The sequence below is a fragment of the Alteribacter keqinensis genome, assembly GCF_003710255.1.
In the GTDB taxonomy this organism is placed as follows: Bacteria; Bacillota; Bacilli; order Bacillales; family Salisediminibacteriaceae; genus Alteribacter; species Alteribacter keqinensis.
Genome location: NZ_RHIB01000001.1, coordinates 503,867 through 518,588, shown reverse-complemented (window position 1 = coordinate 518,588; position 14,722 = coordinate 503,867). Strand labels below are relative to the sequence as shown.

The 14,722-nt window shown below is 44.4% G+C and carries 13 protein-coding genes; 2 read left to right on the top strand and 11 right to left on the bottom strand.

Annotation, left to right across the window (positions count from 1 at the left end):
- Window positions 1–10: 10 nt before the first annotated feature.
- From grpE to gpr, 7 genes are all read right to left on the bottom strand, one after another.
- A complete protein-coding gene (gene grpE / locus EBO34_RS02495) occupies window positions 11–595 on the bottom strand; it encodes a nucleotide exchange factor GrpE (protein ID WP_122896376.1) in 585 nt (194 codons plus the stop codon).
- A gap of 135 nt (window positions 596–730) precedes the next feature.
- Window positions 731–1,765: a heat-inducible transcriptional repressor HrcA gene (gene hrcA / locus EBO34_RS02490; protein WP_122896375.1), complete on the bottom strand. Its 1,035-nt coding sequence runs from the start codon at window positions 1,763–1,765 to the stop codon at window positions 731–733.
- 316 nt (window positions 1,766–2,081) lie between these two features.
- Window positions 2,082–3,230 carry a radical SAM family heme chaperone HemW gene (gene hemW / locus EBO34_RS02485; RefSeq protein WP_122896374.1) on the bottom strand — a complete coding sequence of 383 codons (1,149 nt, stop codon included), beginning with the start codon at window positions 3,228–3,230 and terminating at the stop codon, window positions 2,082–2,084.
- Between the two features lie 57 nt (window positions 3,231–3,287).
- On the bottom strand, window positions 3,288–5,120 hold the full coding sequence (lepA, locus tag EBO34_RS02480) for a translation elongation factor 4 (RefSeq protein WP_429699411.1): 1,833 nt from the start codon (window positions 5,118–5,120) through the stop codon (window positions 3,288–3,290).
- A 361-nt stretch (window positions 5,121–5,481) separates the two neighbouring features.
- A complete protein-coding gene (locus EBO34_RS02475) occupies window positions 5,482–5,853 on the bottom strand; it encodes a hypothetical protein (RefSeq protein WP_122896372.1) in 372 nt (123 codons plus the stop codon).
- A 35-nt stretch (window positions 5,854–5,888) separates the two neighbouring features.
- Entirely contained in the window at window positions 5,889–7,070 is a 1,182-nt protein-coding gene (spoIIP, locus tag EBO34_RS02470; RefSeq protein ID WP_122896371.1) for a stage II sporulation protein P, read from the bottom strand.
- 157 nt (window positions 7,071–7,227) lie between these two features.
- Window positions 7,228–8,355 (bottom strand): GPR endopeptidase, encoded by a 1,128-nt coding sequence (gpr, locus tag EBO34_RS02465; RefSeq protein ID WP_122896370.1) that lies wholly within the window; start codon window positions 8,353–8,355, stop codon window positions 7,228–7,230.
- A 166-nt stretch (window positions 8,356–8,521) separates the two neighbouring features.
- On the opposite strand from gpr, the gene rpsT reads away from it, so the two are divergent.
- On the top strand, window positions 8,522–8,788 hold the full coding sequence (rpsT, locus tag EBO34_RS02460) for a 30S ribosomal protein S20 (protein ID WP_026689180.1): 267 nt from the start codon (window positions 8,522–8,524) through the stop codon (window positions 8,786–8,788).
- A 93-nt stretch (window positions 8,789–8,881) separates the two neighbouring features.
- On the opposite strand, the gene holA is transcribed toward rpsT, so the two are convergent.
- Window positions 8,882–9,973 carry a DNA polymerase III subunit delta gene (holA, locus tag EBO34_RS02455; protein WP_249413979.1) on the bottom strand — a complete coding sequence of 364 codons (1,092 nt, stop codon included), beginning with the start codon at window positions 9,971–9,973 and terminating at the stop codon, window positions 8,882–8,884.
- A gap of 275 nt (window positions 9,974–10,248) precedes the next feature.
- Here holA and EBO34_RS02450 point away from each other — a divergent pair, with 275 nt between their 5' ends.
- Complete coding sequence (locus tag EBO34_RS02450; RefSeq protein ID WP_026689178.1) at window positions 10,249–10,380, top strand: YqzM family protein; 132 nt, start codon at window positions 10,249–10,251, stop codon at window positions 10,378–10,380.
- 652 nt (window positions 10,381–11,032) lie between these two features.
- On the opposite strand, the gene EBO34_RS02445 is transcribed toward EBO34_RS02450, so the two are convergent.
- From EBO34_RS02445 to EBO34_RS02435, 3 genes are all read right to left on the bottom strand, one after another.
- Window positions 11,033–13,318, bottom strand: coding sequence for a DNA internalization-related competence protein ComEC/Rec2 (locus EBO34_RS02445; protein ID WP_183163679.1), 2,286 nt, complete (start codon window positions 13,316–13,318; stop codon window positions 11,033–11,035).
- Window positions 13,319–13,394: 76 nt separating this feature from the next.
- Entirely contained in the window at window positions 13,395–13,964 is a 570-nt protein-coding gene (locus tag EBO34_RS02440) for a ComE operon protein 2 (RefSeq protein ID WP_122896368.1), read from the bottom strand.
- Between the two features lie 125 nt (window positions 13,965–14,089).
- Window positions 14,090–14,689: a helix-hairpin-helix domain-containing protein gene (locus EBO34_RS02435; protein ID WP_122896367.1), complete on the bottom strand. Its 600-nt coding sequence runs from the start codon at window positions 14,687–14,689 to the stop codon at window positions 14,090–14,092.
- Window positions 14,690–14,722 lie beyond the last annotated feature (33 nt).

Genomic DNA, 14,722 nt, shown 5'->3' with positions numbered 1-14,722 from the left:
GTATGTAGTCCTACGCATTTACTTTTACCATTGCCGGTCTGATGACACGGTCTTTAAGCATATACCCTTTTTGCATTTCCTCAACAACAACATTTGAGTCATATTCATCAGTCGCCGCCTGGGCTACAGCCTGGTGGTAATGAGGATCAAAAGGCGTACCTACTGTTTCAATTGCAGCAATACCTTCAGATTCAAGAGCTTCTTTCATTTGGCGGTAAACCATTTCCATCCCCTGGAGCAGGCTCTTTCCGTCTTCTGAATCTACTTGAACCATCATTGCTCTTTCAAAGTTATCAAGAGCCGGGATCAGCTTTTCAGCAAGGGATTGCGCTCTATATTTTGCATCCGCCTCTTTTTCTTTTCGTGTGCGGCGGCGGAAGTTATCATAATCGGCTTGATTACGAATGAGGCGCTGATTGAGCTCTTCAACTTTTACTTCCAGCTCTTTTACCTGATCAGCCTCTTCCGTGTCTTCATCAACAAGCTCAGCTTCTGCCTCTTCAATCACTTCTTCTTGTGCTTCGGCTTCATCTCCGCTTTCTGCCTGTTTGATTTCTTCCTCTTCAATTGTACGTGCCTTCTTTTCTTGTTCCACTACGTTCACCTCCCTAACAAACTACTTCTATTCATGGAACAGCCTCCTTCACCAGCATAAGACCAGCGAAAGAGACTATTTTACTCTTCCAATATGCGAGAATAATACCGATTCATACATTTGTCAATATTTCCGTTAATTGTTGTTTTGATACCGTTTTGTAAGGACTTGTGTCAAATCTTTTGAAAAGAAATCAAGCACACCTACAACACGCTGATATTCCATTCTCGTAGGCCCCAGCACACCAACTGTACCAAGATGTTTTCCGTCAATCGAATACGTAGCCGTAATGATTGAGCAATCATCAAAAGGAGCAAACTCGTTTTCTTCACCAATCTTAATCTTTATTCCGTGCTGTTCTGCACGGAACAGCCTGGAAACAAGCTGATCTTCTTCAAAGATGTTAAAGAGATCACGCACCCTGCTAACATCATTAAACTCAGGCTGGGTAAGAATGTTGGTTTTACCCGCATAAAAGACTTTTTCATTATTGGACTGCCTGAACATCTGATTGAGCATTTCCATTGAATGGTCGTATTGATCCACATATTTTGCAAGGACATCTCTGATTTCTGTTGTGAGCTTGTGCCTTAGGTGAATCAAAGGAACACCCTTGAGGCGTTCATTTAAAATATTTACGATCTTTTCGATCTCCCGCACATCAAAACCAGCGGGAATGGAGACAGTCTGATTTTCTACATGCCCCGTGTCCGTCACAATTATCGCAACAGCACTCTCCTTTGAAATGGGTACAAGCTGAATCTGCTTAAGGGTTGACTCAAACAATTCAGGACCAAGAACAATAGAAGTATAACTCGTCAGACTCGACAGGATTTTAGCACTTTGCTGAATCAGTTTTTCAACTTCAACAAACTGCTCTTCGTACATTAAACGGATGTCTGCCACTTCATTCTTAGTAAGCATTGTCGGCGACAGCATGTGATCCACAAAATACCGGTATCCTTTTTGAGAGGGAATCCGTCCTGCAGAACTGTGCGGCTTTTCAAGAAAACCAAGCTCCTCCAGGTCGGCCATTTCATTCCGGATTGTAGCAGGGCTGAAGTTCATATCCTCCCGTTTAGATACACTGCGGGACCCCACCGGTTCTGCATGACATACATAATCATCAATAATCGCCTTTAAAATAAGCAATTGTCTCTCTGTGAGCATGAACAACCCTCCCTGTTAGCACTCCCATCCACCGAGTGCTAAATCTATAATATAAAGTACCAAACTTCATTTCTTGTTGTCAAGATAAAAGCAGGTACTTTTAGCTGTGCTAACCTGAAAAATCAGGTTGGGGGGCACAAAATGCTTTCTTGTATTTCAGCATCTCCGTTGAACGGAACACGCTCCCTTTTCCGTGGACTCGCGCCGAGCCTCCTCAGAGCTTTGTCCTTATATCATGTATTTCCCGGAGGGTCGCGCCTTCGCTGCAAACAAAACCACAGCGCTGCCCTTTAACACCACTTTGGCTATAGAGGGATTACCTTTGCAGCAGGAATTGTTCAAATACTTCATTTCCTAAAAAACGGCCTTTCTCAGTGAGCTGAATTCTGCCTTGATTGATTGTGACCAGCTCTCTTTTTTTCAGCTGGTCAATCGTCCCTCCAAACACACTTTCCATCGTGCATCCGTACTTTTCCTCAAACCGGGCCATAGAAACACCTATCCGTTTTCTGAGCCCCATAAACATTTCTTCTTCCATTTGTTCCTTAACGGGGACAGTGTGCTCTTCCAAATAAGGCAGTTGCCCTTCTTGAATTGCGTTCATATATTTTGGCAGCGGGCCATGATTCCGCCTTCTTACCCCGTTAATGTAGCTGTGGGCTCCTGCACCAATGCCGTAATACTGTTCATTTTCCCAATAGGTAAGGTTGTGTCTGCTCTCCCTGCCGGGTTTTGCGAAGTTACTGATTTCGTACATAGTAAAACCGCCACCAGTAAGCTTCTCAATCAATCGTTCATACATATCCGCCTCCGTGTCCTCAGTCGGAAGTGGCAGCTTTCCTTTTTTCATCAACTGATAAAAAACGGTTTTTGCCTCTACTTTGAGAGAATAAGCACTTACGTGTTCGATATTCAATGCCAACGCCCGTTCGAGTGTTTCCTCAAACTGTTCAATGGTCTGTCCCGGCAGGCCGAACATCAGATCGATCGAAATGTTTTCAAAGCCAGCTCTCCGGCTTCTGTCAATTGTCTCCTGAACATCATCAGGTTTATGATCCCGTCCGATTTTTTCAAGAAGGCCTGCATCAAACGTCTGCACTCCGATGCTTAACCTGTTTGCCCCTTCCCGGAGCATCATGGTCAACTTCTCTTCATCAGCACTCCCCGGATTCACTTCAACCGTAAATTCGATAGACTCAGGTTCCTTAATGTTAAAATGCGTCCTGACAGACCGGAGTAATGTCTGTAATTGATTTGTGGACAGAGAGGTCGGTGTGCCTCCTCCTACGTATACGCTCTGGATATTATCATAAGGGAACGCTTCCACAGTCCGCTCCATCTCTGTGTCACAATCCATCAGATACTCCGTTACAGGCTGGTTTTTCAGGAAAAACTTATTAAAATCACAGTAATGACAGATCTGTTCACAAAATGGCACATGAACATATACCGCTTTTGGTTTCAATGGTCCCACCCCGCTTTTACAGTAAAAACCGCAGGCATCCCCTGCGGCTTTTGATTATTACTTCTTATCACTTTCGTCCATGCTGAGTACACTCATAAATGCTTCCTGCGGCACTTCAACATTTCCTACGCTCTTCATACGGCGTTTACCTTCTTTTTGCTTCTCAAGAAGCTTACGCTTACGGGAAATATCCCCGCCGTAACATTTAGCGAGTACGTTTTTACGCATCGCTTTAATGGTTGACCGGGCAATAATCTTCTGACCGATACTTGCCTGAATCGGAACCTCAAACTGCTGTCTCGGGATAAGCGACTTTAATTTTTCTACAATCACTTTTCCGCGCTGGTATGCACTGTCACGGTGGACGATGACCGACAAGGCATCGATCTGCTCGCCGTTAAGAAGAATATCCATCTTCACAAGACGGCTCTCTTTATACCCGATCAATTCATAATCAAAGGATGCATATCCTTTTGTACTGGACTTCAATGTATCAAAGAAATCATACACAATTTCAGATAGGGGAATCTCATACGTAATCACAACACGGTTTTGATCAAGGTACTTCATGTCCTGATAGTCCCCGCGTTTTTTCTGACAAAGTTCCATTACCGCTCCGACATAGTCGTTTGGAACCATCACTTCGGCTTTAACATATGGCTCTTCAACGTGATCCACTTTCTGCGCATCCGGCATTTTGGACGGGTTATCAATTTCCTTAAGCTCTCCGTCTGTCGTGTGGACTTTATAGATAACACTTGGTGCTGTTGTAATAAGATCGATGTTAAATTCCCGCTCAATACGCTCCTGAATAATCTCCATATGAAGAAGACCAAGGAAACCACAGCGGAAGCCAAAACCAAGGGCCTGGGATGTTTCTGCTTCATATTGAAGAGAAGCATCGTTAAGCTCAAGTTTTTCAAGAGCTTCTCGTAAATCATTGTAGTCATTCGAATCAACCGGATAAAGACCGCAGAATACCATCGGATTCAGCTTTCGGTATCCAGGCAGCATTTCAGAAGCGGGGCGGTCTGCATGTGTAACCGTATCCCCCACACGGCTGTCGCTCACGTTCTTAATAGAGGCAACGAGGTAGCCTACGTCTCCTACAGTAAGTTCATCCTGTACAGTTGGTTTCGGAGTAAATACACCAAGCTCCTGTACTTCGAATTCTTTTTCCGTTGCCATCATCCGGATTTTATCTCCAGGCTTAACGGTACCTTCAACGATACGGATATATACAATAATTCCCCGGTATGGGTCGTAGAGACTGTCAAAAATCATCGCTTTAAGCGGAGCTGCCGGATCTCCCGGTGGCGCCGGTACTTTATCAACGATTGCTTCAAGAATCTCATCAATACCAATGCCATTCTTGGCTGAAGCCATAATTGCATCATCTTTTGGAAGTCCGATAATGTCTTCCACTTCCTGCATGACCCGCTCAGGTTCCGCACTCGGAAGGTCAATCTTGTTAACTACAGGAATTATCTCCAAATCGTTATCAAGGGCCAGGTATACGTTTGCCAGGGTCTGAGCTTCAATCCCCTGGGCTGCATCAACGATAAGAAGAGCTCCTTCACAGGCTGCAAGACTTCGGGAAACTTCATATGTAAAATCGACGTGTCCCGGTGTATCGATCAAGTGAAAAATATATTCCTCACCATCGTTGGCTTTATATTTCAATTGAACGGCATTTAATTTAATTGTAATTCCCCGTTCCCGCTCAAGGTCCATGGCATCGAGCATCTGATCCTTCATTTCGCGCTGGGTAAGGGCACTCGTTTTTTCAAGAATTCGGTCAGCAAGCGTAGACTTTCCGTGGTCGATATGAGCAATAATCGAGAAATTACGGATTTTTTCTCTACGCTGAATGCGTTGTTCGTTGTTCATCACGTCTTCACTCCTACTAAAATAAAGAAAAATGGCTTGTCACTTGTTCGTATTCCTGTTTTATTCATGATATGAGCTGTATAAAGCCACATTTATCCATACTATAATCAGACTAACGTTTATTATAGCAATAAAGAACAGCAGTCACAAACATAAATTCAATCCAGACAATCCCCTGTATTATATGCGTGTACAATTTAAAGAGGTGTCTGGTTTGTCCAGAAGGAAAGATTTTTTTATACTGAGTGGTCTGTCAATTGGGAGGATTGCCCGCGAGGAGCTGTTAATCGGGGTTTTTGATCATTTCATCGGGATCATTCCTTTTTGATCAGCAAAAAACGCTGCCATAAGCAGCGTTCCCCTATCCTAACCCGCCATATATTCCTTTGAAAATAGCCTCAAATGTATCCGCAAGTCTGAGACCTACTTCTGAGAACAGGTTGACTGATCCTCTCTCTTTTGATCCGCTCTGCTTTTCAGCCAGTTCCCGGTAGACATCCGCAGTTGTTACCAGCTCTTCTTTTATCCCTTCGTCACCTTCTTCATAGATGACGAGATGATCGCCGTCCTCTATCTGAACCAGCTGAGGTTCTTCTGCTGCAGAAAGCTGAAGAGAAGAGGGCTCCAGGGTCCCGAATGATCCGCTTAAATGATTCACGTAAACGATTCCGAAAACAAACCCTCCAAAAAATACGGTGGTGATAAAAAAGCACCTAAGTAAAAACGGTCCCATTCCTTTTCTCCTCCTCAACTAATTGATAAACGCAATTATTCTTCTTCTGTCCCATCCTGCTCAAAAAAATACTCTGCGAAAATCTCAGCAAATGCTTCAACTGAGCGGTACACTTCATCAAGTGAATTATCCACTCCGCCAAATTCAACGACAAGCGCATTCTCAGAAAGATCCTGATTGTAAATTCCATTCGTCCCCACTGACAGTGGTGAATAAACCCCCCGGCTTAAACCTGGAAACGCCTCTTCCAATTTTGCGTGCAGCTTTTCGGCAAGGTCCCGGTTCTTCTCATAATTATTATGCTTTGTACCGACAACAAAAACGGTTTTTGCGTATTCAATTCCGTTGATCTTAACGGTAGTAACATCTCTTGGCATACTGTCACGATGAAGATCAAAGAAGAATTCAAGTTCTTCATTTTCTGCCATAGCGCTCTCCAGTATTTCACGGGACATATCATAAGACCTGCTGTACTGCCAGCCTCTATCTCCAAGCTTCGTGTAAACGTCTGAAGTATCAACTTCCGATCCAATCCCCCGTTTCGCCAGTTCCTGACCCAGCCTTTCACCTGCAAGAGTAATATTTACACTGTCGTGAAACGCGCCATTGGCGTTGTCTTCTCCCTTCAGTTCCGGCAGAAACGATTCACGGTTGTGGGAATGCATAATATGAACCGTCTTAGGCGGTTCATTGCCAGCTGTAAGTTCGGCAATGGCTTCACGCATCTGATCCATTTCTTCCAGACGCTCTGTGGCAGCTTCCCGCTCCTTGGCTATCACTTCCGGAGGAGGCGATGATTCCATCGGAAGGTTCGTAAAGTCCGATCCCTGCCCGGCTACAAGGATATCACCCCCAAAGAAATTAATCCCCGGAAGCTCTCTTCCCAGAAGGCTTCTCGGGTCATTCGGATCAATACTTGTCGCAAGTTCAAAAACAATCGATGTTACCTGCGGCGGCTTACTCTCTTCCGGTAGTTCCTGGGTAAAGTACGTGTTTTCCGTTCCCATCAAATGAATAAGTACTTCGTCTGAAAGGTGTTCACTGAACCCTTTTAACGATGCTGAGGTCAGGCTGTATCCCGGCCCGAATGCAGTGATAATGGCTGTTACAATAAAAATGGATAAAACCCCGGTAACCGAGGTGAAAAAATACTGTCTTAATGTGCTTGTCCGATTCCACGACGCTGAGTTCGGCCGTCTGTATGGACGTTTTCTCAATGAAACCACCCTTTCCTGTCCGAGCTCTTACCCTAACGTATGCAGGACAGGCTCCAAGTAGAACCAGCACAAAAAGAGGCTGCCCCAAAAGGTCGGTTTTAACCTTTTGGGGCAGCCTCGATAACCGCTTGAGATCCTCTTTTTCGCAAAGCCTCTATTACTTCGTATATGCGCCAACGTTGCCCTGGTTAACTCCCCCGTGAAGGGCTGCGTTCAACCCTAAAGCAAGAACGTTACCCATGTCTTCGATAAACTCGTCTACTTCCTTTGGTGTGACCATCAGGTTGTGGCCGAGAGGAGCGAGTACTTCCTGGATCAGTTTACGCTTTTCGTGCTCTTCAAGCGTTCCTACGATGCCCATATACTGCTGGCGTTCTTGTTCACCGGGAAGATCGTCATCTGTAAGGACACGCTTCTCACCAAAAGACATTCCTGCCGGAGCGAGAGAACGCTTCGGGTCGTCTTTTTCCCTGACTTCACGTCCAAAGTGCTTCAATACATAATCAATGGTGTCACTTGTAATGGAAACAGCATCCACAACAGTAGGAATACCAACGGCGATGACGGGGATTCCGAGAGCTTCCTTTGAGATGGCTTTTCGCTTATTTCCTACACCCGATCCCGGGTGAATCCCTGAATCAGAAATTTGAATCGTCGTATTCACACGTTCGATCGACCTCGAAGCAAGAGCGTCCACCGCGATTACAAAATCAGGCTTTGATTTTTCAATGACTCCGTAAATGATGTCACTTGTTTCAATTCCCGTTAACCCCATAACCCCTGGAGTGATCGCACTTACGGGTCTGAAACCATCCTCGACCTGCTCAGGCTGAAGTTCGAATAAATGCTTTGTGATCAACAAATTCTCAACAACAAGAGGTCCGAGGGCATCAGGAGTCACATTCCAGTTACCCAGCCCCACAACGAGACAGCTCGCGTCTCTGTCAATACCAAGTTCCTCAAGGAAATGACTGAATTCCTGTGCGAAAACTTCCTCCACCTTATCCTGGAGCTCACTGTCTTTTGCACGGATGCCCTGGACCTGAAGAGTTAAGTATTTTCCTGGTTTTTTCCCCATGCGTTCAGCACCGGACTCATCGATGTCTACACGGGTAATAGAAATTCCTTGTTCCTCACGCTCTTTAATAATGACCCCTTCGATTTGCTGCTGGCTTTCCTGGTCAGGCTGACCACCCTGCTCTTCTTCACGGACGATTTCGTGAGCCTCCACTGCAAGGTCCGTTCTTACTGTATATTGGCTTAAGTCAAGTTCTTGTTCTTTCATGTCAGTCACCTCTACTCACAAATTTGGATATGTTTAGCATAAACAATCTGTCTTCCTTTCATTCTTATGTTGATTTTTAAAAAACCATTTGGTACAATCCTTAGTGTTGCACACAAACCGAAAACGATTAAAAACGTGATACGGTTGCATCAAGGAGGTGAAAGGCATGGCAAATATTAAATCTGCTATTAAGCGCGGTAAAACGAACGAAAAGCGTCGTGCGCAAAACGCTGCATTCAAATCTGATCTACGTACATCTGTGAAATCATTTGAAAAACAAGTTGAAGCTAAAGATGTAGAAGCTGCAAAAAAATCATTCTTGGTGGCAACCAAAAAGTTAGATAAAGCTTCTGATAAAGGTCTTATCCATAAAAATGCAGCTAACCGTCAAAAGTCCCGTCTGCAAAGACAACTTAACGGTGTACAAGCGTAATAATGGAACTGAAACGATAATCTGGCACCCTCACACCTGCAGGATGCCATTTTATTTTCCACTAAAAAACCCGGAGGATTTCCTCCGGGTTTTTTAGTATGCCGGCTGCTTTTGTTTTGCCAAAAACAATTCCACAGCAAGTTTTTTATCCAGCTGCCCTGTTTTAATTTTAAAATCTGTCTCCGCAAGCTGATCAAGGATTGTAAGGAGGTGCCTGTCTTCAAAACGCTGTGCCTGACCCGCAGCGAGTTTGACCGCATACGGATGAAGTTTAAGCTGTGAAGCCATCTGTTTTTGGGAATACCCTTGCTCGGATAACTGCTTCACTTGGTAAAGAATCCGGAACTGTCTTGCAAGCAGACTCAAAATTTTGATCGGTTCTTCCTTCTGCTTAAGCAAATCATCAAAGATCCTCCAAGCCCCGTCAAGGTTCTGCTTCACTACCCCGTCCACAAGAGAGAAGATGTTCTGCTCAAGTGATCGTGCAACAAGTTCATCCACAACTTCTTTTGTAATCGTATTTCCTTCCCCTGTATAAATGGCCATCTTTCTCAGCTCAGAACTGATCAGCATCAGGTTGGAAGCAGTGAGCATGAGCAACTGCCCTTTTGCTTCACGGTCAATCGTGACATTTTGCTCTTTTGCTTTTTCATCCAGCCAGGAGAAAAGTTCCTTTTCCTCAAAAGGCTTGCCTTCCATCACTCTTCCGTGCTTTTTAAAGAGCTTTGTTATTTTTTTGCGTTCATCAAGTTTTTCCGAAGGTACAACTGCGATAAACACCGTTTCAGGTGCAGGATTTTGTATGTAGGCTTCAAGCTTCTTCAAGTCGTGCTCTGCTTTTGCCGTAACTTTCATACCGGTAAAAAAATAGGCTTCTTTTAAGATAACCACGCGCTTTGAACCCATAAAAGGAAACGTATACGCTTCTTCAATAGCAAGCTCCACAGGAGTATCCTTCATATCAAACTGTGAGAGGTTAAATTCAATCTCTTCTTCACTTAAAGCTGATCCGGTAAGCTTCTGCAGTGTGTCAGAGACCATGAAGGATTCACTTCCATACAACAAGTAAAGACCACTCAGCTCCTCGCGTTTTATATGCTTCATCATGTCAAAATACGACACATTTACCGCCCCTCTCATACTCATACGCTCCATTTTACCATACCCGGTAAGACGAGAAAACATTGAAGAGAGGCTCCCTGAGCAGGTAGCAACTACCCGCCAGACAGCCTCATTTATGATAAACGCCACTACGCTTCCCCGCGGATGAAGAACAGTGACGATAATCCCTTTTCATTTCCGTGTTAATTATGATATCCTATGCTTGATGGTGATATAGGTGACAACTCTTTACAATAAATTAGGAAAGTACCACTTATGAATACGCTTTTTTCCGGATTTTTTTCTGGATTTTTTCAACCTGGTAACGTATACTAAGACTTGAAACGGGAGGGATTCAGATGAATGAGTTTGAAAAGAATGTGCAAACAAAACGAAATGATGCGATTGACAGCGGTGTCGCATTTGTCGTGTCCTTTTTATTTTTTGCGATCATTTTCGTCATTGCCCAGGCGATTGACCTGATCTGGTAAGAACTACATATAAACAACCTGCGCACAACGCCTTTAAAGCGTTGTGTTTTTATTTAGCTACCTTTAAAAAGAATTGAAATTTAGTTTCGTTAAACAAAATACCCTCCCTTTCCACGGACTTGATCCGAGCCTCCTCAGGGCTTTGCCCTTGCGGGGTCTCGCCTGTCTCGCGTATTCCGTTCAGCTCCGCCTAATGCGTTGAGAACATGAGGATAAAGATAACCTTGTTAAAAACCCCCATGTTTATTTTCATACGTCATGGCAGGAATAAATTAGCATTAATGTCTGTTTTTCAAAAATGTTGCTTTTGCTGAAGAAGGAAATGAAGCTGAAGTACTGTGGCAGTGACGAGCGTATGCATCAGGAACCAGCTTCGAGTTGCATCGACACAGAAAGCTGTGTAGCGCTGCTGGCAGAGGAAAAAGCAGGGGTAACTTATTTCAAGGCTTGCCGGCACCGCTATTGAAAGCGAAGAGCACGTAGTCTTCAGCTTTTTTTTCTGTACTCTCAAGGAAGTACGAAGAGCAACAATTCATACGAAACAACGTTTAATTTTCGATAAAATATAGCAGCCGGCATGCCCCAGATGTCATAGGGGCATGCCGGCTTTAGTTTGCAAAAAGCAATGACCTTTGCGTCAACTGCATTTCTTTCATTCAGTAACAACGGTGATCACTTCAACCCCACCGCCTGACTGGTGAAACCTGATGGTAACATCCCCGTGAATGTCCGTACGGTAGATGTCAGTCCCCATCTCCCTGAAGCGTTCAACTACTTCACTGCCAGGGTGTTGAAATCTGTTGTTTCGTCCTACCGGAATTATCCCGATTGCCGGGTTGACCAGCTCCACAAATTCAGAAGTTGACGAGCTCGAGCTTCCATGGTGAGGCACTTTAAGGACATCCGCTTTAAGGCCCGGATAGTCTCTTACTATCCGACTCTCCGCTTCTTCTTCAATATCTCCTGTAAATAACCAATCCTCCTTACCCATTCGTGCCAGCAGGACAATGGAACGATTATTTTCTGATGCTTCTGAGCCTGAAGGAGAAATCACCCTAAAGCGATTTTCCCCAGCCTCCCACCACACCCCCTCTTTCGCTTCAACAATGGGAATCCCTTTATAATGAAGACAGGCTTGCACTTCCTTTTCCAAATCCGAGAGCATTTCACCGGAAGGATACAGCACCCGATTTATCTTAATGTTATGGGAAAGAACACACGTTTCCCCAATATGGTCGGTATGACCGTGTGTAAGGATCAGCTTATCGATTTGTGTAATCCCTTTTGCAGCAAGGTGGGGAAGAATGACCCTTTGACCCGGCCCCTGAAATTCCTTCTCATCTCCCCACGTAACAACCCCTCCAGTATCAATTAAATACACCTTCTCTCTTCTTGGGAGTTCAATAAGGATTGCATCTCCCTGTCCCACATCAAGCATCGTCACAGTCCCGTATTTAGTATAATAAGGAGCCAGCATTTTAAACCCTATCAGCCCGCAAAAACACAATGTGAGAAAAATAAGCTGAATTAAAGCCCGTCTTTCCCACGCTCGAAAGAGAAGCACAGTAACGGCCATCAGAACCGCCATAAATTCAGAAGAAATCTTGCCGGTATGTAAGCGGAAAAGGGTAAGATCATTTAGAAAGAACATAAGATTATGAAGCCACCCCAGAGGATTAGAAATAACATTAAACAACAGTTCAGACAATAAAGGAAATACTGGCAAAAAGAGTACAGCAGCAATAGAAACAGGTAAAACAAAAATGGATATGAATGGAATGAACAGGAGGTTAAACGGAAGGCTCAACAGGGAAAATTGGTAAAATTGATTGAGGATAATCGGAAGAGATACCACCTGGGCAAGGAGAGTCACACGAAACAGGATCGAGATTCCCGTCTCTCCCTGTTCAAGAATTTTTCCTGAAGTTATCAAAACAAAACTTGTAAGAAAAGATAACTGAAAACCCAGTTGGTAAATGTACGAGGGGTCAAACAAGAGAAGAACGATAAACACACCGACGATACTGTCTGAAGGCTTCACCTTTCCGGACATCTTTAAGGCGGCAATTGCAAACATGACCATAAGCGAAGCCCTGACTACCGAAGGGGCTCCTCCTGCAATAATAATATAGACAGGCAACAGGATAAATACAGTGTTTGTCGCAGTCTCCTTCGTGAAGCCTGAGCGCTTCAAAAGGAAGAGTATCATTAAAACGACAAGGCCCACATGAAGACCGGATACAGCAAGTAGGTGGCTCACTCCGATCACCTGATAGGCAGCACGGTGATCTTCCGGCAGGTCTCCACGCTCACCGAACACGAGAGCCTGCATTACGGCTGCTGTATGAGGGTCCCCCTTCTTCACCCCCAACTCCCTTATCCCTTCTATCCCTTTATTTCGGTAGTGAAGCAGGCTCTGTTTAACACTTGTTCTTGCTTCACATACGATTTGATCGGAAGTGTCTGTATAAAATGTCCAGAAAACACCCTGTCTTTCTAAATAAAGAGCGTAATCAAATCCATAGGTGTGATAAACCGGACCAGGCTTTTTATACGTTCCTTTCATTGCACAGGCGCTACCATGATGAAGACCCGGTACAGGTGTCTCCACATAGACCATCACCCTTTCCCCCGAGATCGTTTTCAATTGAAAACGGTACTGATCCCTTATCAGAACAGGATCGGTCACCACTTTTCCTTCCAGCACCTCACTGTTGCCGTTTAATGATGACACAGGAGAAGCAGTAATCTCACACCATAAAAACACGCATACCATAACGAAAACGAAAATGAACGCCCTTTTAAGGGTTACTTTATGAAGATATAGAAGCAGCGTGAAAAAACCAGTCTGTGTAACCGTCCAGAAGCCCGCTCCTTCTAGAGACCACAGAACGGCCGTTAAGACCGAAAAAGCATAGAGATAACTTTTATTTGTCATTGGGGAACCTGCTTTCATATAAGTAGCTTTAAGGGGATAAAAAGTGCCTCCGGCCGGACCGGAGGCAGTAGAGGTATCAGCTTGAGGAAGTGTACAGTTCGTTTGCTTTCTCTCTTAATTCCTTTATTTTTTCTTCTTCCAAGCCTGAGGACTCGAGCATGCCGAGTAAGTCTGCAGTAAAGGCGAGCTTTTCGTGATTCTGAGTATCAAGAATCATTTCTTCCAGTTCCACCTGTTCAACAATTACCCCTGCCTGCTCAAAAAGTTCTTCGGCATACGGGTGGTTCTTATATGCTTTTGCATAGTATACTTTTACAATTCCAGCCTGTATGATCGCTTTACAGCAGTTCAGGCAAGGAAAATGGGTCACGTAAATCTCGGCTCCGGAAGTTGGAACGCCGAATTTGGAACATTGAAGTAAAGCGTTCATTTCTGCATGTATCGTGCGCACACAGTGATTATCGATAACGTAACAGCCTTCATCAGCACAGTGCTTTCCTCCGGATATAGAGCCGTTGTAACCCCCTGCAATAATCCGCTTGTCCCGGACGATTGTTGCTCCAACCATAAGACGGGTGCAAGTAGACCTGAGGGCAAGTAAATGGCTTTGAGCCATGAAATATTGATGCCAGGATATCCTATCCATCGTGAGTCCCTCCTAAATTACATGATGATTAATTCTTTATTAAGTGTAGACAAGAGCTCCCGTATGCGTCAATCGCCTTTTTAAACTATTGAACATGCATGCGGTTCTTTTCAAGTTTTTACTTTCTAATTTACTCTGAGATAAGGTTTCAGATTTTCAAGCGTCTTTTCTCCAATTCCTGTTACATTGGTAAGATCTTCTATGTTTTGAAACGAACCATGATCTTCCCTGTGGGCGATAATAGCCTGGGCTTTGGAAGGTCCGATCCCCGGCAGAGATTCAAGCTCACTTAGATCAGCTGTATTAAGATTCACCTGATCGCTTTCCTGAGATGCGGAACCTCCAAAATCCCCCTGTCCTTCCTCACCTTCTTCCGGGACGTAAATGACCATTTCATCCTGAAGCATTAAAGCAAGATTCACACGGTTTTGATCCGCCTCCGGCCGCACGCCCCCGGCTTTCAACAAAGCATCCTTTACCCGCATTCCTTCTTCCAGCATATATACACCCGGTTTGAATACAGCACCTTTTACATCTACATACACTTCTGATGAGATTACGATTTCATTTTCTTCTGTCTCAGGAGAAGTGAACTCCAGCTCTTTATCTTCTGACAGGGCTGTCTGTGACTCCTGAGGAATAGCGTGATAAAGAATAAAAATAAATACGGCAAGTCCTCCAACCGCATAAGGAAGGTATTGTCTGTACTTTTGCAAAACCGTCATATTATCACCTGGCCGTTCCTAAGTAATGTTCAT

Bases quoted from the DNA above. Each gene is read 5' to 3' on its own strand.
- EBO34_RS02435 (WP_122896367.1), bottom strand. From the start codon at position 14,689: ATGACGGTTTTGCAAAAGTACAGACAATACCTTCCTTATGCGGTTGGA.
- EBO34_RS02450 (WP_026689178.1), top strand. From the start codon at position 10,249: ATGAATGAGTTTGAAAAGAATGTGCAAACAAAACGAAATGATGCGATT.
- holA (WP_249413979.1), bottom strand. From the start codon at position 9,973: ATGTTTTCTCGTCTTACCGGGTATGGTAAAATGGAGCGTATGAGTATG.
- EBO34_RS02475 (WP_122896372.1), bottom strand. From the start codon at position 5,853: ATGGGACCGTTTTTACTTAGGTGCTTTTTTATCACCACCGTATTTTTT.
- lepA (WP_429699411.1), bottom strand. From the start codon at position 5,120: ATGAACAACGAACAACGCATTCAGCGTAGAGAAAAAATCCGTAATTTC.
- hrcA (WP_122896375.1), bottom strand. From the start codon at position 1,765: ATGCTCACAGAGAGACAATTGCTTATTTTAAAGGCGATTATTGATGAT.
- EBO34_RS02445 (WP_183163679.1), bottom strand. From the start codon at position 13,318: ATGACAAATAAAAGTTATCTCTATGCTTTTTCGGTCTTAACGGCCGTT.
- rpsT (WP_026689180.1), top strand. From the start codon at position 8,522: ATGGCAAATATTAAATCTGCTATTAAGCGCGGTAAAACGAACGAAAAG.
- gpr (WP_122896370.1), bottom strand. From the start codon at position 8,355: ATGAAAGAACAAGAACTTGACTTAAGCCAATATACAGTAAGAACGGAC.
- EBO34_RS02440 (WP_122896368.1), bottom strand. From the start codon at position 13,964: ATGGATAGGATATCCTGGCATCAATATTTCATGGCTCAAAGCCATTTA.